Genomic DNA, 20,319 nt, shown 5'->3' on the forward strand with positions numbered 1-20,319 from the left:
GCCCAGTTCGCGTCGCTTCGTGGGGTCGTTCCCCATGAGCAGGTCAGCAAAGGAGGGAAAGACCTTGGATGGCACCGCATACATAGAGACGGCTCTCTTCGAGCATCGTTTCTGGCTGCAGATCCTGGGGGACCATGCCCGTTTCATCTACACGGGCCTCGCGCCTGATGAAAGGCAAGAGATCGAGCGGGCCCGTCACTTTATCGCCGACTTTGACCGGCTGCTGCAAGCGGCCCGGCAGGCAGGGCCGGGAACGGACCTGCAAGAGCTCAACCAGCAGGCCCAGCGCGCAGCGCAGGAGATCCGCCTCTTTAAGCTGCACTTAATCCGCTGCCACCTCACCGAACCGATCAAGATCAATCTCCCGCCGACACTCCTCAACCACATGGTCAACGAGGTGGAAGACTATCTGCGCATCCTCCGCTCCCTTATCGCCGGTCAATGCCCGCCGCTCTCGCTGCCGCAACTGCATCTGCTCTGGCTCTCCGACGCCTCCGGCCATGCGGCGATGATCGCCGCCGGACTCGACCCGGTGGAGAAGCCGCTGATCGACTCCAGCATGATCTATGAAAGCCGCTTCGATATGCTCTATAAAAAAGCAGTCGCTTTGGCTGGGTTTATGCGGACAGGACTGCGGGAATTCCCTTCCCTCGACTACTTCAACCGGCAGGTGCAGAAGGAGATCAACGGCTTCACCGCATTCCTGCAAGAGGTGGAAGCGACAAGGAGAACCAAGGAGGTCCTCGGCTTCCTGCTTCCCCTGGTCCCCGACCATATGGCCCGGGAAGAGTGCTACTATCTCATCAAACTGTCGATGGTTTCCCGAATCCCTCGCCCCAACTGCGATCCCACGGCGCCGCGAGAAGAATGATCTCGTAAACCGGCGAACCGCGCAAGGTCAAAAAAACATCAAATACGCCTTGATTCGCAAAACCCCATAACTACGGAAAAAACCGCCCGCAACAGGACGGTTTTTTCTTATTTTTTAAACAAATATCAGGACTAAGGTCTTATATCTGAAAAATACACGCTATGTTACATTGGTTTTGGGACAAGCGATAAAAAACCATACACCACAAAAGGAGTGCACAGGTCATGCAAAAAAAGTTGCGCCTCATCGTGCCGCTGCTCCTGATTCTGTCCCTGATACTTCCTGGTCTGGCCTTCGCGGCGAAGAAAAGCACTCGAACCACCTCGCCCACAACCACCAGCCCAACTCCAACAACCACGACTTCCACGACGACAACACCGACCACCTCCTCCAGCAAGGTGATCCTCGGCTACTACCCCGTCGACTACGTGGGCGATAAGACGGCCTATAATTCCCTCGTCAATTACGGCAGTTCCATGAACGCCATCTCCACCTTCACCTATCTGGTGGACGGGCAGGGCAACCTGACCGGCACGGTCCCCACCGACGGGCTCACCTTGGCGAAATCGAAAGGCATCAAGGCCTATGCCCTGATCCACAACTACACCAACGGCGGTTTCAGCCAGACTATCGCCTCGTCGCTCCTCGGCAGCCCCACAGCCCGGCAGAACGTGATCAGCCAGTTGAAGACAATCCTGCCGGCCAACGGCTACGCCGGCGTCAACATCGACATCGAGTACATCAACCCGGCTGACCGGAGCAACTACACCCAGTTCGTCAAAGAAGTGAAGGAAGCCCTTAGCCCCATGGGCTACACGGTCATCCTCTCTGTCATCGGCAAGACCTACAACGACACCACCTCCAACTGGGGCGGCGCCTTCGACTTCAACGCCATCGGTCAGTACGCCGACTACGTCCAGATCATGACCTATGACGAGCACTACCCCGGCGGAACCCCTGGCCCAGTCGCTTCCATCGGCTATGTCACCAAGGCCGTCCAGTATACCTTGACGACGATGCCGAAAGAAAAGATCCTCCTTGGCGTCGCCACCTACGGCTATGACTGGTACGGCAGCAGCACGAAGACGGTCAACTACCTCACTGTTCCCAAACTGCTCAGCCAGTACGGTGTGACGCCGAAGTGGGACGATACGTCCAAATCGCCCTGGTTTACATACACCGACAGCTATGGCCGCAGCCATACGGTTTGGTATGAAAACGCCCAGTCCTCCGGTTACAAGCTGGACCTCGTCAACCAGTACGGCCTGGGCGGCATCGGCATCTGGCGTCTCGGTTTTGAGGACCAGAGTTTCTGGGACGTCGTCAACACCAAGCTAAAGTAAATCCAGCTTATGGCCTAGGTTCGCCAAAAGACAAACAAGTCAATAAATCAAAGGGGCTCCCTTCCGTATCTATCGGATGGGAGCCTCTTTTACGACTCGACGCTGGGGCCGGGCGATTCCGTTTTTTCCGTCTCGATCGCGAAGATCCAGTGATTCAGGATCCGGTGCAGTTCAACCGTGCGGATCGGCTTGCTGATATAATCATCCATCCCGCTGGCCAGACACTCCTCCCGGTCGCCGCGCATGGCCCGTGCCGTCATGGCGACGATGGGGACATGACCGCCCTGTTCCGCCTCGATCCGGCGGATTTCCCGGGTCGCCTCAAAACCGTCCATCTCCGGCATCTGGCAGTCCATCAAGACGAGGCTGTACTTCTCCCGCCGGATGGCCTCGACGGCCTCGCGACCGTTGGAGACGGCGTGCAAGCGGAGGCCGAACTTTTTCAACTGGATGGTGGCCAGCTTCTGATTGACAGGGTTGTCTTCCACCAGCAGGATCCGTTTTTCCGGCAATTCCGGCAGGAGCAATTCCTCTAGCGCTTGATTGTCGCCGGACACCGGGAGGGATGACTCCACCAAGGGCGCCGTAAACCAGAAAGTCGTCCCCAGACTGGGGATGCTTTGAAAACCGATCTCGCCGCCCATCAACTCGACGAGGCGTTTGGAAATGGCCAGTCCCAACCCCGTTCCCCCGTAACGGCGCGCCGTGGACATATCTGCCTGGGAGAAGGGTTGAAAAAGGCGGGGCGCCACCTCGTCGCTGATGCCGATGCCGGTGTCATGGATCTCGCAGCGCAGGAAGCGGGCGGCGCCGTTGCCAAGACTGCCCTGCCCGGATTGGGAAGCCGTCGTGATCCGCAGCGCCACTTTGCCCTTTTCTGTGAACTTGACGGCGTTGCCGCCCAGGTTGATCAGGATTTGGCGCAACCGGATCGGATCGCCGCACAGAAAGCGTGGGACCTCCTCATGGATGTCACAGGTGAAGTCGAGGTTCTTCTGCTCCGCGCGGATGCGCAACAGGTTGATCACGTCGTTGACGACGAGCCGGAGTTCGTAGTCGACAGTCTCCATCTCGATCCGCCCGGCCTCCATCTTGGAGAAATCGAGGATGTCATTGATGATCGACGACAGCAGCCGCGACAGTTCGCCGATAGTGCGCCCGTAGTCAGACTGTTCCTCTGTCAAGGTAGTGTCGAGAAGCAGGTCGATCATCCCGATAATTCCATGCAGAGGCGTGCGGATCTCGTGGCTGACCGTGGCCAGGAAAGCGCTCTTGGCGCGGTCGGCCGTCTCGGCCTTTTCCTTGGCCGCGTGCAGTTCCTCTTCGGCCCGCTTCCGCTCTGTAATGTCGCGGGTCACGAAGACAACCTCCTGGACCTTGCCCGTTTCCACGTTCTGCACGGGCCGGACCGTCGACTCAAACCAGACATACCGCCCTTCCTTGCGGCGCATCCGGTACTGGAACAGGCGCGGCTCCAGGCGCGCCATAGCCTCGCGCAGGTTGTCGCCCACCCTGTCCATATCCTCAGGGTGCAAAAACTCATAGCCGGAACGGCCGAGGATCTCTTCGGGCTCATAGCCCAGGAGGGAACGGCTGGCCGGCGATGCATAGAGGATGATGTTTTCCGTCGTGTGGCGGGAGATCAGGTCGGAAGCGTATTCGGCCAACAACCGGTAGCGCTCCTCGCTCTTTTCCAGCTTCTTGACGAGGACGCGCTGCAGGTTCACCAGTTCATTGTTGAGGCGTGTCACCTCTTCGTAAAGCTCACTGTCCCAGTCGGCCTGGGTGCCAGTCTGGGCGGCCAGATCCTTCAGCGTGGCTCGCAGCGCCGGCGTCTGGTTGCCGCTGTCCACCATCTCTTCATAGAGACGCGCCATCGTCGATCGGGTCCGCGCCCCGGCGATGAGCAGCTTTCCCTCAGAGGCGCAGCCGGCGAAGTAGAGGCCGAGCACCTGATCGCCCAGAGGGACGTTCAGTTCCCAGTTGAAGACAGAACCCTGTTTGCGCAGGGCGGCCAAAAAGTTGAGAGCCTTATCGGTGCAACTCCGGTCAACGATACCGGGGAAGGGCTGACCTGCCCGGATCCGCGCGGAAAAACCCAGCCTGTTGCTGTTCACGCGCAGGATCATCCCCTGCCAGTCGCAGAGCAATGTGATTCCGTTGCCATTCTCCACTGCGCTCATAGGGAGAACACTCCTTTTTCGTCAAGAAGGGCCTCCGCGATCACTCGCCTGTCGCCAGCCGGTTGGCCACATCCACCGCTTCCAGCGCATCGGCCGCATAAGCGTCGGCGCCAACCTGCCGCCACAATTCTTTTTCGATATTGAAGGGATAGCCTCCGACCATGATCTTTACGTCGCCCACATCCTTCGCGGCGCGCACGACCCGGATCAGGTCCTCCACGATGCGCACATGGAAGGTCATCGTCGCCGACAGGGCCAGCACCTGGGCATTGTTATCCCGCACAGCCTGAACAACGTTGGTGGCTGGCGTGCTCGCCCCGAGGTAATAGGTGTCCCAGCCATCCATCTCCAAAAAGTCCGACACCATGCGGATTCCGATCTCATGCAACTCGCCGCTCACACAGGTGGCGACGAGCCGACGGTTTTTCGACGGCCCGGAAAAAATAAAGGGATACAACTGGGCCATGATCATCTGGGTGGCCGCCGAACAGTAGTGCTCCTGGGCCACGTTGATCCGGTTCATCTGCCAAAGGCGTCCGATCTCGTACTGGCAACGCTGAAAGACGAAAAGATAGATGTCGCGCACGGAAAGGCCGGACTGGGCGGCATCCATGATCAGCCGGGCTGCGGCATGCCGTTCTCCTTGCAGCAGCCTGTCCAGGTACTGCCGCGCCAGGTCGGCCAGGGGGGCGTCGGGCGTAAAATAGGTCGGCGGATCGGCAGGTATCTCATCGAGGCGCTCGATGCTCAGATCGAGGTACTCCGAGACGATGCGGTTGAGATCCGCCGGCAGCATCTCGTGGAGCACATCCTTGGTAAAAGACAGGTTTTTCACCAGATCGGCTGCAGGGATGCCACGCCCGGCCAGGAGAACCTTCACCCAGGAGACATAGTCCGTGAACAGCGACGGGCTTTTCGTCGCCACCGCCTCGGAAAGAAAGGAGAGTTGGGCCCGGATATCCTGCAGAGCGCGCAGGCGCCCGATATCGTTAAATTTGTCCGTCAGTTCTGTCGGCGCCACCGACTGGCGCACCAGGATCGCCTCCGACAACTGCGGCAGATTGTCTTCAAAAATCTTGCTGATCTGGCTGTACTGATCGCTCATGGCCTTCCCCTCTCTTCCTGTCGTCTCTGTTTCTTCTGTCAGGGAAACTCACGAAGCACTTGTGTCCATTAGGACAATATTCCATAGAGGATTGTCGATTCCTGCCTATTGTGAAAAAAACCGCTACCCCCTTTGATGGCCGATCAGCCATTGGAGCGCCTTTTTGGCTCGCTCAAACTCGCAGCTCACCTGTTCCGCCTTGGCCGCCGCCGTGTCGAGCCGCCCCTGCCGACCCATGATCTCCAGTTCCTTGCTGCATGCCGACAGGGCATTGGCGCCGATGCCGGCGCTGCTCGACTTGAGGCTGTGGGCCAGGTTGGCCAGTGCGCGAGCGTCCCGCTGTCGAACCGCTTCGCGCAAAGCCTCAATCTTCGGCGGCGTGTCGCGCAAAAAGATCTCAATGACCTCGGCCACAATGTCCGGTTCGTCCTCTTCCTGCAACTCCCGCAGGCTGTCCAATACGCCCCTGTCGATGGCGTCTGCCTCGATCGGGTCGGCGCCGGAGGGGGGCCCGGCGGGAAGCCAGCGTTCGAGCACCTGGCGCAAGGCCTGGATGACGAAGGGCTTGCTGAGGTAATCGTCCATCCCCACCTGGAGGCAGCGCTCCTTGTCGCCTTGCATGGCATAGGCAGTCATGGCGATGATGGGCGTATGACCGCCCTGTTTCCCTTCGAGAGAACGGATCGTCTGGGTAGCCTCATACCCATCCATGACCGGCATCTGGCAATCCATCAGAATCAAGGAATAATGGCCGCTTCTGGCCGCTTCCACCGCTTCACGACCGTTCATGACGGCGCGAGCTTGCAAGCCCAGCTTTTTCAACTGCAGCAAGACCAGTTTCTGGTTGACAGGATTGTCTTCGGCGAGAAGGATCATCTGGTTGACGTGGGGTTCCTGGACAAGCGGCGCTACCTCAGGCACATCACCGACCCCTTCCCGTTCTTCAATCATCGAAACTGTTGGCGCAACGGCTTGCGCGGCCAGGCGCTGCAACGGGACGGTGACCCAGAAGGTCGAACCTTTACCCACCTCGCTGGTGACGCCGATCTGTCCATTCATCAACTCGATCAACTGTTTGGTGATGGCCAATCCCAAGCCTGTTCCGCTATAGCGGCGCGTTGTGGAACTGTCGGCCTGGCTGAAAGGGATAAAGAGGCAACGCTGCATCTCAGCCCTCATGCCGATGCCCGTATCGGCCACCTCAAAGCGAAGAACAACCTCGCCTGCTTCCTGGGCAGCATCCTGGGCCACTTCCTGGGATTGTTGTCGGTGCAACCCCACCGCCAGTGACACGCTGCCTTTTTCGGTAAACTTGACTGCATTGCCGAGCAGGTTGAAGAGCACCTGCCGCAGGCGGAGGGGATCGCCCCGGAGCAGTCCCTCGACAGGGTCTCTCCAGATCACCTGAAAGTCAAGCCCCTTCTCACGGGCTTTCGCTTCAAAAAAAGGCGCCAAATCCTCCACGAGCGCCCGAATCTCGAAATTGGCCGGCTCGAGGCAGAGCTTTCCAGCTTCCATCTTGGAGAAATCGAGGACATCGTTGATGAGGTTGAGCAGCAGATAAGCAGAGTCGCTGACCGTGGCGGCAAACTCGCGCTGCTCCGGCGTCAGGGGCGTATTGAGCAGCAGTTCCGTCATCCCAAGGATGCCATTGATGGGGGTGCGGATCTCATGGCTGATCGTTGCCAAGAATTCGCCTTTCGCCCGGCTAGCCGCTTCTGCCGCTTCCTTCGCCTCCTGAAGCTCCAACTCCACCCGTTTGCGCTCTGTCACGTCCGTATTGGAGCCGGCCATGCGAACGGCCTTTCCGTCCTCATCCCAGATCGCCTGTCCGCGCGTGAGGATCCAGCGGTATCCGCCGTCATAACAGCGCAGGCGGTATTCGATCTGAAAGCTCGCCATGTGCCGGGCCAGGTAGTTCTTGAGAACAGCCGTCACCCAGGCAGCATCCTCGGGGTGAAGCAGGCGCTGCCAATCTCCGATCTGATCGCCAATCTCGTCCGGTCCGTACCCGAGCATCTCCTTCCATCGAAGGGAGTAGAAGACGCGGTTTGTCCGGATGTCCCAGTCCCAGATTCCGTCATTGGCGCCTGCAAGCACCAGACTGTAGCGCTCCTCACTGTCCTTGAGCGCCGCCTCGAAATCCCTGCGTCCGGCAGTGTCGCCATGGTGGGCTTCCATTTCCTGCGCGACGACACCGTGGCGATCACAGGCCGCTTGGTCCGTCGATCTAACCATTTGGCTCATCACAGGGCCCTCCGACCGTTTTACTTCCATTCACGTACAAGACTTCCGTTCTAGTTAGAACAAATCCTGATAAAACATAATAATAACATTCTATAAAAAGGGTGGCGATCCTTTTTTCCACCGTCGCTTTTGTTAAAATCTTCACCAAAAAAACGCGAAAAAGGCCGCCCCTCAGAAAGGGACGGCCTGGAGCGCCTTATTACGCTTTTAAAGCAGAGAATGCGATCCTGTATATTTACCGGCTCAAATCGGGCCGCAGTTGGACGGCGCCGCCCAGGTAGACATGGACCATATCATCTTGTCCTTTTGGCGTGTTGACGTGAATCAGGACCCGCACGCAGCGCGGCAAGGCCCCAGGCACGCTGATCTCGCTCATGCACATGAGCGGCACCTGATGCCAACCCATCTCGCGGGCCGCATAGGCCGGAAAATCGGCATTCAAATCGGGTGTCGCCGTGAAGATGGCGGAGGCGATCGCGTCAAGGCGCAGCTCGTTCGCCTCGATAATTTCCCGCAACAGTTCCTTCGTGGCCTGCTGGATGCCTTCCCTCGTGTTCTCCTCGACAGTGACGGCACCGCGAATGCCGCGCACATAATTGACCGTCATGTCTCTCCCCCCTACCGTACTGCTGTGCTACAAAGCCGCCCGGTGGCCCATGCCGACGGCCACCTCGTCCAAATGGAGCAGGCCGATGCCGAAAAAGACGGCCACACTGATGTGGTCATGGTACCGGGCAATCCCCACCTTGCCACCGATGTTCAAACCGACGGCTTTGGGCAGGATCTGGGTCAACGCCTCGTGGGTAGCGCCGGCTACGGCGCCTTCTTCTGGATGGCTCTCCCGGATGACCCCTTCCCGCTTGGCCGCCACGACCGCCCGCTCGATGATCTTCTTCACCGCCGGAATGAACTCGCCGCCGTAATCGACAGCCGCCGTCCGGATCCCCTCTTCAGCATAGAGGCGGCGCAGTTGATGCTCGTCTTCCCGGCTCTCGCTCATCGCCAGTCGCAAGGCGGCGGCTGCTACGCGTTTGCTTCCCGGATTGCCTCCCATAAACCGTCCTCCCATTCTCCCCGGCTCGACACCGGGTATGCCCATTATAGCCCTCCGGACTGGGCCTTGACAAGCTTCGCCGCCGCCCGCCCGGCCACATAACCCATCGACCAGGCCGCTTGCAGGTTGAAACCGCCCGTGTAGCCGTCCACGTCGACCACCTCGCCGGCAAAGAAGAGGCCGGGGACCTGCTTGCTGGCCATCGTTTTCGGATCGATCTGGCGGACATCGACACCGCCGGCCGTGACGATCGCTTCGCTCATGGGCCGGTGGCCTGTCACCGTCACGGTCAGCGCCATCAGTGTCTCCAAAAGGTTGCGCCGCTCCGCCTTGGTGATCTGGTGGACAAACTTGTCTTCCGAGATGCCCGATAGGGCGATGACGATCGGGATCAGCGACTTAGGCAGCAGATCGCCCAGGGCGTTTTTGAACTGCTTGCGCTGAAACTGGGCGAAATCGCGTTGGATCCGGGCGTCTAACTGCTCCGGCGTCAGGGCCGGCTTCAGGTTGATCTTGATGAGCAGGGGATGATTCTCCGGAGCGCCGCTTTTCTCCCAGTAATTTGTCGCATCTTTGCTGAGGCTGAGGATCACCGGTCCGGAAACGCCGAAGTGGGTGAAGATCATCTCGCCGAACTCCTCGCCCAGCTTTTTGCCGGCCTTGTCCTGGAGCGTCACCCGCACGTTTTTGAGTGTCAGCCCTTGCAGTTCCTTAACCCAAGGTTCCGCACTGACCAGAGGCACAAGCGACGGTCGCAAGGTCGTCACCGTATGGCCCAGTTCGCCGGCAAAACGGAAGCCATCGCCGCTGCTGCCTGTGCCGGGGTAGGTGCTGCCCCCTGTCGCCACGATGACGGCGGCGCCGGCGTGGAATTGCCCGTCAGCCGTGCGGACGCCCCCGATGGCGCCGTCGCCGTCCCGCTCGATGGCCGTCACCGTTCGCCCGGTCAGCACCTCCACCTTGAGCCGTTTCAACTCGCGGACCATGGCGTCGACCACGTCGGCGGCCCGGTCGCTCTGGGGAAAGACACGGTTGCCCCGCTCGACTTTTAACGGAAGGCCCAACTCCTCCTCAAAAAAGCGCATCGTCTGTCGGGCATCAAAGGCCCGCAAGGCGCTGTAAAGAAAACGGCCGTTGCCCGGCAGGTTGGCGATGATCCCCTCTGTGTCACTGTCGCTCGTCACATTACAGCGGCCCTTGCCGGTGATGAGCAGTTTTTTCCCCAGGCGATCGTTTTTTTCTAAAAGCAAAAGGGGAGCCCCTGCTCTGGCCCCCATGATGGCCGCCGTCAGCCCGGCGGCCCCCCCTCCGATGACGATGACTCTTGGCGTATCCAGTGTCGTCGTTGCCTCCTATCGGAACGTTGTCCCGGCGATGCTCCCGCAAAAGCAATAAAGCACGCGCCGGCGAATGGGCCATGCTTCAGATCAGCGCGGCGTCAGCCGGCGTTCCAAGGCTTGGCGAAACTGTTTCTGATCCTCATTGATCCGGTAGATAAATCGCTCTAATTCAAAGCGGTGGAGGAAGAACTGTTCCGGTTCAAGCAGTTCGATCTTGCGAAACTCGTCGCGCAGGGTGAAGCGCATCAGGTCTTCCAGCGTATCGGCGCCAACGGTCACGATGACCGGCGCGAAGGCGATCTCCCGCCCTGTCGCCTCATCGAGCAGGATGTAGATATCGATGGCCGCATCGATATCTTCGACGGTGATCCCCTGGATGGGCACATTGCGCAACAGGGCCACCTGCTGCTCACGGATGCCCTCGGCCTCCTTGTCCACATCAGGGGCGCCGAAAAAAAGCCTATTTTTGCGAATGGATGTGTGAAAATCGAGGCGCACCCGCGCCCGCAAAGCCGGACGCCGCCACTCGTCCCCGCTGATTCCGTTAAGCACTATTGTCACTCCACATTATGGTCAGTCCAGCGAACACGCAGCCACCACTCCAACCACGACTTTTCCTATTTTTCCATAATTCGAGATATGGGGCTAAAAACCCTCTTTTTTCGGCTACATCCCCATATCGTGCAAGACGCAGGTGGCGAGGTAGGCCTGGTGCATCGCCAAGACGGCGCCAACCCCTTCCCCGTACTTGCAGGATTAGTATTCAATGCCCCGACGGCTCGGCACCCCGATCTGGTAGGGGTGCTTGATCTCCCGCATCTCTGTCACCAGGTGGGCTTTCTCCAGGATCTCCGGCGGCGTGTTGCGGCCGGTGATGACCACTTCCACATGATCCGGTTTGGCCGCCAGCAGGTCCAGCGCCGCCTCCAGGGTGACCAGTTCAAACCAGAGGGCGTTGGACAACTCGTCCAGGATGACGATATCGTAGTCGCCGCCGGTAATCACCGCCCTGGCCCGCTCCATGGCCCGATCAGCCATCAGCCGGTCCTGTTCGGTCGCCGCTCCCTTGCGCACGAAACAGCCGCCGCAGCCGACACACTGCATCTCCCCCTGGCGGATCATCGGATCATGGGGGCAGTTGCGGCCGTACTGGGCCAGTTGGATATCGGGAGAGAGCCGTTGCAAGGAAAACAGTTCCCCATAATAGGAACTGCCTTTCATGAATTGGATGATATAGACCTTAAACCCGTGACCGAGGGCCCGCAGGGCAAGACCGAGGGCCGCCGTCGTTTTTCCCTTGGAATTTCCCGTGTACACCTGAATCAGACCTTTTTCCAGACGCGCTCTTGTCACGCCGATCGCCTCCGTCCCTTCCTTCTCGGAAACCCTTCGGGCCTTTTCCTGGTCCTTTAGCAGGGCCCTGTGTTGACCCCTTTGCCCGTTCCTTTGCTGGGCCTTTCGCCGGTCCCTTCACTGTACCTTTGGTCGGCCCCTTTTGGTCCTGGTGAACCGTTTTCGCCTTGTCTCGAATATCACTATACTTCACGCCGTTACGCTCGTCCAGACTTGCCGGGCCGGCGTATGCGCTTTTCCGCTCGTCAGGGCGACCGTGACCGACATAGGCTCCCCTTTTGTGCTCCTGGGGACCGCTGGATCGGGTAAAGGCGCCCCGTTTCTGATCCCGTGGAGCACCAGGACCGGTAGAAGCTTCTCGCTTGCGGTCCCGAGTAACGCCAGGGTCGCTGCCGCCCCCCTGTTTCCGATCCTGGGGAGTCTGTCGGCGTCCGTCTCTGGCGGGTGCTGCCGCTTCTTTCATCCCTGCCGCCGCCTTCAGCGCCCGAAGCTCTGGCGCAGTCAATGGCCGGACTTCTCCGGGCTTCAGATTGCCTAGCGTGATGGGGCCAAAGGAGATCCGCTCCAGATCGATGACCGGATGGCCGACAGCCTCGCCCATGCGGCGTATCTGGCGCTTGCGACCCTCGTGGATCTTGATCTCGATCCAGGTGGCACCCCCTTCCCGGCGAAGCAGGCGCACCTTAGCCGGCGCTGTCATCCCCTCTTCCAGCTTGACCCCTTCCGCCAGCGCTTTCAGCGCCGCTTCGCTCACATCGTCGCGCAGGCGGGCGCGATAAGTCTTTTCGACACCGAAACGGGGGTGGGTGAGACGGAAGGCCAGTTGCCCGTCATTGGTCAACAAAAGAAGCCCCTCTGTGTCCTGATCGAGCCGCCCTACAGGATAGACGCGCTCATGGACGTCAGACAAGAGGCCGAGGACCGTCTGCCGCCCCTGGGGATCTTTGCAGGTCGTCACGATACCCCTCGGCTTGTACAAGGCATAGTAGACCGGCGCCTCCCGCCGTTCCAGGGCGCGGCCATCCACCTCAACAACATCCTTCGACTCGTCGACACGCACCCCCTGCTCACGAACGACGCTCCCGTTGATGCGCACGCGCCCCGCCCGGATCATCTCTTCCGCTTCCCGTCGCGAAGCGACGCCGTGCGCCGCCAGCAACTTCTGCAAACGGACGGTTGTACTGTCCATAGCTGCCCTCATTTCTCGGACCCATTCCGGCATAGTTTTTCCTAACACTATATCATGAAAACCCTTCGGGGCATACAAAAAGGCCTGCTTCCGGCAGGCCCCCTTTCATACCCTCTACAATTCAAAGATTCTCTCGACTATGCATAGTTGTGTCTCATCTTAATGTTGAAGTCCAACAAGGGATCGGCCTTCGTCGCTTTGTAGGGGCCTGTCGATTGCACAGGCACGACCTCGGTAAATTCGTAGGCATATTCCCCATGCATGTTGTCAATTTTGATCAACAGAATTCTCGTGTTGTCGTCGTCAGTGATGACATCAACGACGGTCCCCGATTGAGAATTGTAGGTAATAACGCGATCTCCAACTTGAAAGAACGGGGACATGGGCATGGCTCTCGCACCTCTCTTCCAATTATTCGCATAATAAGCGTTTCGACGTAGAGGATTCCTTTTTTCTTGAAAAAAATACCATAACTCAGGAGCATTTTTCTACAAATTTATTTTTTTCAGAATAGACGCGCAACTCCTTCTGGTTGATATCATACCATAACTGTTTTGTGAAGGAAAGTACTTTTTGAATAACTTCGCAAATCATTTAAAGAAAATTCTACAAAAGTAGACAGACGCTAAAAAGCTGGTCACATCGGCCAGCAACCCCGTGTACAAACTGTATCTGTACCGGCGCACCCCGACAGCGCCAAAGTAAATCGTCAAGACAAAGAAGGTCGTATCGGTCGTCCCCTGCATCGTCGAGGCCAACCGCCCGATGAAGGAATCAGCGCCATAGGTCTGGATCAACTCGGTGGCCACGCCGAGGGCGCCGCTGCCGGAGAGGGGGCGCATGACGGCCAGGGGAAGGATCTCGCCCGGAATCCCGAGCCAGGAGGTCGCCGGATGGAAAAAAGCCATCACCATGTCCATGGCCCCCGTCTCGCGGAAGATGCCGATGGCCATCAGCATCGCCACCAGATAGGGGATCAGCTTAACGGCGATGGAAAAGCCCTCTTCGGCGCCAGCCACAAAGGCGTCATAGACATTGACGCGGCGCAGCGCCCCCGCCACAAGGACAATGGCAAAGAGCGCCGGGACGGTCCATTGGGACAAGGTGTCCAGGATTGCCGCGGGCATAGTCAACCCCCCCGTCGCCGATAATAGCTGCGCAACAACCAATCGGCCGTCACCGCCACCGTCATGCCGACCATCGTTGCCAGAATGGTCGGCCCCACGATCTCCGTCGGGTTTGCCGAACCGGCGGCGACACGCACGCTGATGATCGTCGCCGGGATCAAGGTGATGCAGGAGGTGTTCAATGCCAAAAAAGTGCACATAGCCTCTGACGCTTCTGGCCGGTTTCGGTTCAGTTCCTGCATGGCTTGCATCGCCTTCATGCCGAAGGGGGTCGCCGCGCTCCCCAATCCGAGCACATTGGCGCTCAGGTTCATCAAGATATGGCCGAGCGCAGGATGATTCGGTGGAATCGACGGAAAGAGCCGGACCAGGAAAGGCCGGGCGAATCGGGCCAGCAGGTCGATCAGCCCGGCTTCTTGGGCGATGCGCATGATGCCCAGCCAAAGAGCCATGGCGCCGATCAGCCCTAGGGCGACCTCGACGGCCATCTCCGCCCCTTTCAGGGCGCCATCGGTCACTTTCTGCACATCGCCCCGCGCCGCAGCGATGCCGATACCGCCTAAAAGAAAAAAGAGCCAAATGGCATTCATCCCCATCCCCCCTCGACGGTACAAACTATGAGGGGAAGGGACAGGCTAGAACCAGCGCGCCTCTTTCTCAAATCGTTACAGGGGGTGAATGAATTAAAATGGTTTTTTAATTCTATTTATGTTAATATATTACAGTGAATTTCCGGTTTGTCAGACCGACATTGTTCCGAACAACGGCAGGAATGTCTTACAGCGGGAGGTGTTTCCTCTATGACCCAAAGGTCCAAGCCTGATCCGGCATGGAACGACGAAAGTGATTCTTCTGGCACCCCCCCGCGCGCTCCCCGTCTCTTGGGAAAAAGACTGCTACAGGTTACACTCGGCATTTTCTTCCTTTTTTTCGTCAGCCTCCTCGGCCTTGTCTTCTACTATCTCCATGACCGGCCCGAACTGAACGCCTCCACCCTTGGTTCCTTAGCTGCCACTTCCTTCATCTATGATCGTGAAGGCGCCATGATCACCGCTCTGCACGGCGAGCAAAACCGGATCCCGGTTACCCTGAGCGAGATCCCGCCAACCATGAAGAACGCCATCGTAGCCGCCGAGGATGTGCGTTTCTATGACCACCAGGGCGTCGACTTCCGGGCCATCGCGCGCGCCCTAGTGGCCAACTTCCAAGACGGTCGCTACTCTCAGGGCGCCAGCACAATCACCCAGCAACTTGTCAAAAACACCTTCCTCACCACCGATAAGACGATCAAGCGGAAGGTGCAGGAGGCCTTTCTCGCCTTTCAGATCGAATCACGCTTCAACAAAGAGCAGATCTTGGAGATGTATCTCAACCGCATCTACTTCGGCAACGGCGCCTATGGGGTGCAGGCAGCGGCCCATACTTACTTCGGCAAGAACATCTCCGAGTTGAGCCTGGCAGAGGCGGCGTTGCTTGCCTCCATGCCGCGGGCGCCCAGCTACTACTCACCCATTACAAATCCGGAAGCGACCTTGGATCGTCGGAATACCATCCTCTCGATCATGGCGAAAAACGGTTTCGCCAGCGAATCGGAACTGGATGAGGCCAAGAAAACGCCCCTGCCCCAGCAACTGCACGGTTTTACCCAGAACCGCCAATTTGCTGCGTTCATCGATCACGTCGTCTCCGAATTGTGCAACCGGCACGGCTATACGGAGGATCAGGTCTTTCGCGGCGGTCTGAAGATTTATACATCGCTCCATCCGACGGTTCAGCGGCGCGTCGAAGAGGTGATCAATGACGGGTCCCTCTACCCGCCGGGACCAGATGACCAACCGGTGCAGTCGGCCATGGTTGTCGTCGATCACAAGAACGGCGAGATCCTCGCTGTCGGCGGAGGCCGCGGCTATGACGGCCGCCGTAGCTTCAACCGGGCGACCCAACTGCGCCGCCAGCCCGGATCGACCATCAAGCCGGTCATGGTCTACGCCCCCGCCATGGAGAATGGCTTCATCCCCGAGGACATCGTCTATGACGGGCCGATGGACTTCAACGGCTACGCCCCTGCCAACTATGACGGCAAATTCCGAGGCGCGCTGACGATCCGGGAGGCTCTGGCCTACTCGGTGAATATCCCAGCTGTCTACCTGTTAAAAACGGTAGGAACAGAGCAGGGCGTCGAACTATCCAAAAAGGTCGGCCTTCCCCTGACCGATAAAGACCGTTACCTCTCTCTCGCTCTGGGCGGCATGACCGAAGGGGTTGCGCCGCTGCATATGGCCGGTGCCTTCTCAGCCCTGGCCAACAACGGCGTCTATGTAGAGCCCCATGCCGTCGTGCGCGTCGTCGACGCCCTGGGGAAAGAAAAAACGATCGAGCCGAAGCAGGAAGCGGTCTTGTCGCCTGTCTCCGCTTACCGGGTGACGGACATGCTGATCACGGCCGTCCAATCGGGCACCGGCTTCCGGGCACAGATGCGCCGCCCCGTCGCTGGAAAAACAGGGACGACAGAACTGCCACCCCTGCCTGAGTTTAAGAACGTCAAGGGCAACAAAGACGCCTGGTTTGTCGGCTATACGCCAGAAGTGACCTGCGCCGTCTGGATGGGCTATGACCGCACTGATAGTAATCACTACCTAAAACAAGTCTACGGCGGCTCCTACCCCGCCCAGATGTTTCGGGAAGTGCTCAGCACCACTCTTCAGGACTACCCTGTCGAGGCGTTTGCCCGGCCGGAGGGGTATCATGCCCAACGGATGGCGCGCTACGTGGGGCCGAAGGATGTGGACCCCTGGGCGCGGTCCGGCGAGAAAGAGGACGAGGTGGCAAAGAACGAGTCAGGCCGACTTCCGCCAGGCCATGTCTCCCAGTCCCCCAATGGCTTTACTCCAGGAACCCCGCCGAGTTTGTTTCCTTCGCCTTTCTCTTCTTCCGGTGAACCAGTGCAAGGGGGAGCCAATTCAGAAGGATCGACGCAAGGGACACATTCCGGAGGCGCCGATTCTCGCTCCTCTGCTCCCGATGGGCAGACTCCCAGTAGGGAAAGGCTAAACAACGCCTCCCCATCGGCCACTCCGTCTCCGGCGGCGCCGCCGCAAAAACCAGCGCCGGGAGATGACGACTCGGCGACTAAGCCTGTTAAACCTCTCGGTCGCGCCATCACAGAGCCACCTTCCTCCAAACAGCGGGAGTTGCACAAGGATCCGCCGGAAGAACACTGGGTTCTGTTCGAATAAGCAAAGGGAGTAAAGAGAGCGGCTGATCCAACGCCCTGGATCGCCGCTCTCCCTTTCTGCTGCGCTATTTTTTCTCGAATAATAGCTTTAAGATCAGAGGTCCCTTTCCTTCGCCTCGCTACAGGCGCCAGGACGGTCTTCGATTTCCTCCCCTTTGTCGCCGACCATGTCCCGGATGCGGTCTAACACCTGAGGCGCCAGGTCGATCAAGCGATCGATCGCCGCATTGCCTTCAACCGGCAGCAGGCGAACGTTTCCTTCATGAACGACGAGAAAGCCGACCGGTTGCACCGATACGCCGGCGCCGCTGCCGCCGCCGAAGGGAAGCACCGCTTCCACGTCGGGAATATCCGTTCCTTTGGGCTCAGCAAACTCGGAGCCTCCTACGGCGAATCCGCAGGCCACGCGAGAGACAGGGATGATCAGGCTGTTATCAGGCGCCTTTACAGGATCGCCCACGACGGTGTTCACGTCGACCATTTCCTTGATGCTTTCCATGGCCGTTCGCATCAGCGCCTCGATGGGATGATTCATCTCTATGTGTCTTCCCCTTTCATTCGCTATTCATTGTAGTATTGTGGCTCGAAGGGGAATATTTATTTATGTTTTTTATCTTTTCTTAAACTGATATCGATTCGGCCCAATGGCCCACCTCGACAACCCCGGTCTGCGTCTCACAGCGGGGTTTCGACCTGCTGTCTGCCACAAGCGTCCCTTGCCGACAGAGGTGTTTTGATAGGAAGGCTGCTCCTTGCGAGCCCCCTCTTTCGCCTTAGCGAAGGTTTTTGACATGTCTCCTGGGAAGTAACCGGCGTTCCATAAGCCGACGACAATGATATGACCAGGCCGGATGGTGAAGACACATTCCAGAAATACGTCCAGCCGCTTTGAGCCGTAGCTCGGGACAACCTTAACCTTCGGCCGGCCGTCGACGTTGTCGGCAAACTTGTCCAACGAGGCCACCAGCATGTATTTGAAGGACCAAAGGCCCCCCGCCAGAAGGGCTGTGTCCAACGCGTCCCCTACGCCGATGCGCGTCTCCCAGCGCAGCTTGCGCAGGCGAAAATTGCGCTTTTCCAGGCGAACGATCCGCATAAGCCGTTTGAAACGCGGCCAAGCCGTCGGGAAACCGGACAGGAGGCGGTCAAATCGCTGTTCCTGTTTATGATCATTTCGTTGATAGAGCTTCTTAAGGCGAAACAGGATGGTGGGCGGCGTTTTTTCCGATTTCAGGTCGACCTTCGGAAGAGTCACCAGATTGAGGGGGATGCCGAATAAGACCCAGTTGACGACGAAGTCATCCTCTTCGCCGTTTCTGCGGTACCGGATATGCATGGTAAAGGGCAGGTAAGCGACAAGGACCCCCAGGGCGACGACAAAAGCGCCAGCCATGAGGGTCCAGAACAACAGCTTGGTCATGGAACGGCCACCCTCCCATTCGGAAGGATAGCATCCCACCAACGACACTAAAATATTCCATTCTCTGACTTAATTAGTCTGATTTAACCCTGAATCCGTTTGCTGACGATGTGGACGGCCTGGGCGCGCAGACGTTCCGCCTCAGTGATGAGCCGATCCCGCCGCGTTTTCGCCTTCGCCACGTAGTCGATGTCGTCGATGGCGGGAAGGTTGATGTCGACACTGAGCAGGGCGCCCTTGAGGGAGGCTTCGGCCAGGTAAGCGCCGACACCCACATCGGAGATGGCCGTTCCGTTGCCGATGGCCGCCAATTCGACAGCCGCCTCTAAGGCCTCCAGGCAGGCGTCGCCGATGGCGAGGGGCGCTTCGGTGGCCTGGATCGCCGCCGCCTGGCGTGCCCTGGCCCGGGCCGCTTTTTGTTCCTCCGTGTCTTTCGGGAGCTTATAGACGGCCATGAAGGCTTCAAAGGCATCCATATCGGCCTGAACGAGCTCTTCCAGCCGGGCGGTGATCCCCTCCAGCCGCTTCCGTTGCTCCCGCGCCTGAGGCTCTACATCCTTGTATTTTTCCTTGCCTACGGTCAGGTTGGCCACCATGGCCGCCATGGCCGCGCCAAAAGCGCCGGCGATGGCCGAGACGGAACCGCCGCCCGGCGTCGGCGACGCTGACGCGGCCTGGGCGATAACCTCCCGCAGCGGTCGTTCAAAGATGTCACTCATGGGCCTTTCCCCCTTGCAACTTTAACCCGGTCAAGACGTTGCGAAAGAGCAACGCCGTCGTGCAGGCGCCGACACCGCCGGGTACCGGCGAGATCAGCGACGCCTTTTCTGCCGCTTCCCCGGTCTTCACATCGCCAACGATGTTTCCGTCGTCGCCTTCATTGATCCCGGCGTCGATGACCACGGCGCCAGGTGCGATCATCTCCCCAGTCACCAGGCCGGCTTTGCCGGCGGCGGCGATGACGATTTCGGCGCGAAGCGCCTCGGCGGCCAGGTCTTTTGTGCGCGTGTGACAGACGGTCACAGTGGCGTTGCGGCGCAGGAGCAGGAAAACGAGGGGCTTTCCCACCGTCTCGCCGCGGCCGATGATGACGACCCGCTTGCCGGCCAACTCGACGCCGGAACGCTCCAGCAGTTCGATGCAGCTCATCGGTGTCGCCGGGACGAGACCGGGTTGTCCGGCCATCAGGTAACCCCGGTTGAGGGGATGGACGCCGTCCACATCCTTGAGGGGATGGATCGCCTCCATCACCTTTTCCTTGGCGATCTGTTTGGGCAAGGGGAGTTCGACCATGATCCCGTGGACGCCGGCATCAGCGTTCAGACGGTCAATGAGAGCTAAGAGGTCTGCCTCCGCCGTATCGCCGGGCAGAGTGAACAGCTCGAAGGCGATGCCCAGGTTGGCCGCTGCTTTTTCTTTGGAACGGGCGTAGACGACGGAAGCCGGGTCGTCTCCGGCCAAGATGACCGCCAGTTTGGGCGTGATCCCCCGCTCGCGGAGGGCGCTGACCTCTTCCTTGATCTCCGCCCGCAGTTGGGCGGCGATGGCTTTGCCGTCGATGTATTGGGCCGTCACTGGCAGCCCACCTCCCTCTTGAGCTCCGCTTAGCTTTGCTGGGATGCTAGCGGCGCTATTTCCTTATTCGGTTCGATTCGAACATTTGTGGAAAATCGGGGGTGGATGGGCCTGCTCGCTAAGGGCTGCGCGGCGGGCTCGCTTTGGCTGCTTCGCTGGGCGCCAAACCTCCTGGGCTTTTCTGCATGTCATGGCGCCCTTGTCGCTCAGCAGCCTGCGCTCGCTCTCGCCGATCCGCCCAAATCGCTCGCAGGCCCATCCACCCCGACTTTTCAGA

19 protein-coding genes are annotated in these 20,319 nt (G+C 59.1%); 3 read left to right on the forward strand and 16 right to left on the reverse strand.

Annotated elements, in window-relative coordinates; genetic code table 11:
• Nucleotides 1–64 precede the first annotated feature (64 nt).
• On the forward strand, nt 65–871 hold the full coding sequence (locus tag AC0CW1_RS06845) for a DUF2935 domain-containing protein (protein ID WP_488182334.1): 807 nt from the start codon (nt 65–67) through the stop codon (nt 869–871).
• Nucleotides 872–1,095: 224 nt separating this feature from the next.
• Nucleotides 1,096–2,214 (forward strand): glycosyl hydrolase family 18 protein, encoded by a 1,119-nt coding sequence (locus AC0CW1_RS06850; protein ID WP_488182335.1) that lies wholly within the window; start codon nt 1,096–1,098, stop codon nt 2,212–2,214.
• An 89-nt stretch (nt 2,215–2,303) separates the two neighbouring features.
• Here the strand turns inward: AC0CW1_RS06850 and AC0CW1_RS06855 are convergent, their stop codons facing one another.
• The 12 genes from AC0CW1_RS06855 to AC0CW1_RS06910 form a co-directional block, all read right to left on the reverse strand.
• The gene (locus AC0CW1_RS06855; protein WP_488182336.1) at nt 2,304–4,397 is read right to left on the reverse strand and encodes a PAS domain-containing hybrid sensor histidine kinase/response regulator; all 2,094 of its coding nucleotides are present in this window, start codon (nt 4,395–4,397) and stop codon (nt 2,304–2,306) included.
• A gap of 40 nt (nt 4,398–4,437) precedes the next feature.
• The gene (locus AC0CW1_RS06860) at nt 4,438–5,502 is read right to left on the reverse strand and encodes a cobalamin B12-binding domain-containing protein (protein ID WP_488182337.1); all 1,065 of its coding nucleotides are present in this window, start codon (nt 5,500–5,502) and stop codon (nt 4,438–4,440) included.
• A gap of 123 nt (nt 5,503–5,625) precedes the next feature.
• Nucleotides 5,626–7,749, reverse strand: a complete 2,124-nt coding sequence (locus AC0CW1_RS06865; RefSeq protein ID WP_488182338.1) for an ATP-binding protein — start codon at nt 7,747–7,749, stop codon at nt 5,626–5,628.
• Between the two features lie 235 nt (nt 7,750–7,984).
• Nucleotides 7,985–8,356 (reverse strand): chorismate mutase, encoded by a 372-nt coding sequence (gene aroH / locus AC0CW1_RS06870; RefSeq protein WP_488182339.1) that lies wholly within the window; start codon nt 8,354–8,356, stop codon nt 7,985–7,987.
• Between the two features lie 27 nt (nt 8,357–8,383).
• On the reverse strand, nt 8,384–8,803 hold the full coding sequence (locus AC0CW1_RS06875) for a HutP family protein (RefSeq protein ID WP_012282964.1): 420 nt from the start codon (nt 8,801–8,803) through the stop codon (nt 8,384–8,386).
• Between the two features lie 44 nt (nt 8,804–8,847).
• Complete coding sequence (locus AC0CW1_RS06880; RefSeq protein ID WP_488184103.1) at nt 8,848–10,140, reverse strand: BaiN/RdsA family NAD(P)/FAD-dependent oxidoreductase; 1,293 nt, start codon at nt 10,138–10,140, stop codon at nt 8,848–8,850.
• Between the two features lie 90 nt (nt 10,141–10,230).
• Complete coding sequence (locus tag AC0CW1_RS06885; RefSeq protein ID WP_488182340.1) at nt 10,231–10,695, reverse strand: hypothetical protein; 465 nt, start codon at nt 10,693–10,695, stop codon at nt 10,231–10,233.
• Nucleotides 10,696–10,899: 204 nt separating this feature from the next.
• Complete coding sequence (gene cobO, locus AC0CW1_RS06890; RefSeq protein WP_488182341.1) at nt 10,900–11,496, reverse strand: cob(I)yrinic acid a,c-diamide adenosyltransferase; 597 nt, start codon at nt 11,494–11,496, stop codon at nt 10,900–10,902.
• Complete coding sequence (locus tag AC0CW1_RS06895; RefSeq protein ID WP_488182342.1) at nt 11,384–12,685, reverse strand: pseudouridine synthase; 1,302 nt, start codon at nt 12,683–12,685, stop codon at nt 11,384–11,386. Before AC0CW1_RS06895 ends, cobO begins: the two co-directional genes overlap by 113 nt.
• A gap of 137 nt (nt 12,686–12,822) precedes the next feature.
• Nucleotides 12,823–13,074: a hypothetical protein gene (locus AC0CW1_RS06900; RefSeq protein WP_488182343.1), complete on the reverse strand. Its 252-nt coding sequence runs from the start codon at nt 13,072–13,074 to the stop codon at nt 12,823–12,825.
• Between the two features lie 201 nt (nt 13,075–13,275).
• Nucleotides 13,276–13,812, reverse strand: a complete 537-nt coding sequence (locus AC0CW1_RS06905) for a spore maturation protein (RefSeq protein ID WP_488182344.1) — start codon at nt 13,810–13,812, stop codon at nt 13,276–13,278.
• A 2-nt stretch (nt 13,813–13,814) separates the two neighbouring features.
• On the reverse strand, nt 13,815–14,402 hold the full coding sequence (locus AC0CW1_RS06910; RefSeq protein ID WP_488182345.1) for a nucleoside recognition domain-containing protein: 588 nt from the start codon (nt 14,400–14,402) through the stop codon (nt 13,815–13,817).
• A 210-nt stretch (nt 14,403–14,612) separates the two neighbouring features.
• On the opposite strand from AC0CW1_RS06910, the gene AC0CW1_RS06915 reads away from it, so the two are divergent.
• The gene (locus tag AC0CW1_RS06915) at nt 14,613–17,048 is read left to right on the forward strand and encodes a transglycosylase domain-containing protein (protein ID WP_488182346.1); all 2,436 of its coding nucleotides are present in this window, start codon (nt 14,613–14,615) and stop codon (nt 17,046–17,048) included.
• Nucleotides 17,049–17,141: 93 nt separating this feature from the next.
• Here the strand turns inward: AC0CW1_RS06915 and ytfJ are convergent, their stop codons facing one another.
• The 4 genes from ytfJ to AC0CW1_RS06935 all read right to left on the reverse strand — a co-directional run bounded on the left by ytfJ (nt 17,142) and on the right by AC0CW1_RS06935 (nt 20,042).
• A complete protein-coding gene (gene ytfJ, locus AC0CW1_RS06920) occupies nt 17,142–17,582 on the reverse strand; it encodes a GerW family sporulation protein (RefSeq protein ID WP_488182347.1) in 441 nt (146 codons plus the stop codon).
• Nucleotides 17,583–17,657: 75 nt separating this feature from the next.
• Nucleotides 17,658–18,467, reverse strand: a complete 810-nt coding sequence (locus AC0CW1_RS06925) for a DUF2953 domain-containing protein (RefSeq protein ID WP_488182348.1) — start codon at nt 18,465–18,467, stop codon at nt 17,658–17,660.
• An 83-nt stretch (nt 18,468–18,550) separates the two neighbouring features.
• Nucleotides 18,551–19,186, reverse strand: a complete 636-nt coding sequence (locus tag AC0CW1_RS06930) for a cyclodeaminase/cyclohydrolase family protein (RefSeq protein WP_488182349.1) — start codon at nt 19,184–19,186, stop codon at nt 18,551–18,553.
• Entirely contained in the window at nt 19,179–20,042 is an 864-nt protein-coding gene (locus AC0CW1_RS06935) for a bifunctional 5,10-methylenetetrahydrofolate dehydrogenase/5,10-methenyltetrahydrofolate cyclohydrolase (protein ID WP_488182350.1), read from the reverse strand. Before AC0CW1_RS06935 ends, AC0CW1_RS06930 begins: the two co-directional genes overlap by 8 nt.
• Nucleotides 20,043–20,319: the final 277 nt, after the last annotated feature.

This window comes from Heliomicrobium sulfidophilum (assembly GCF_057715735.1).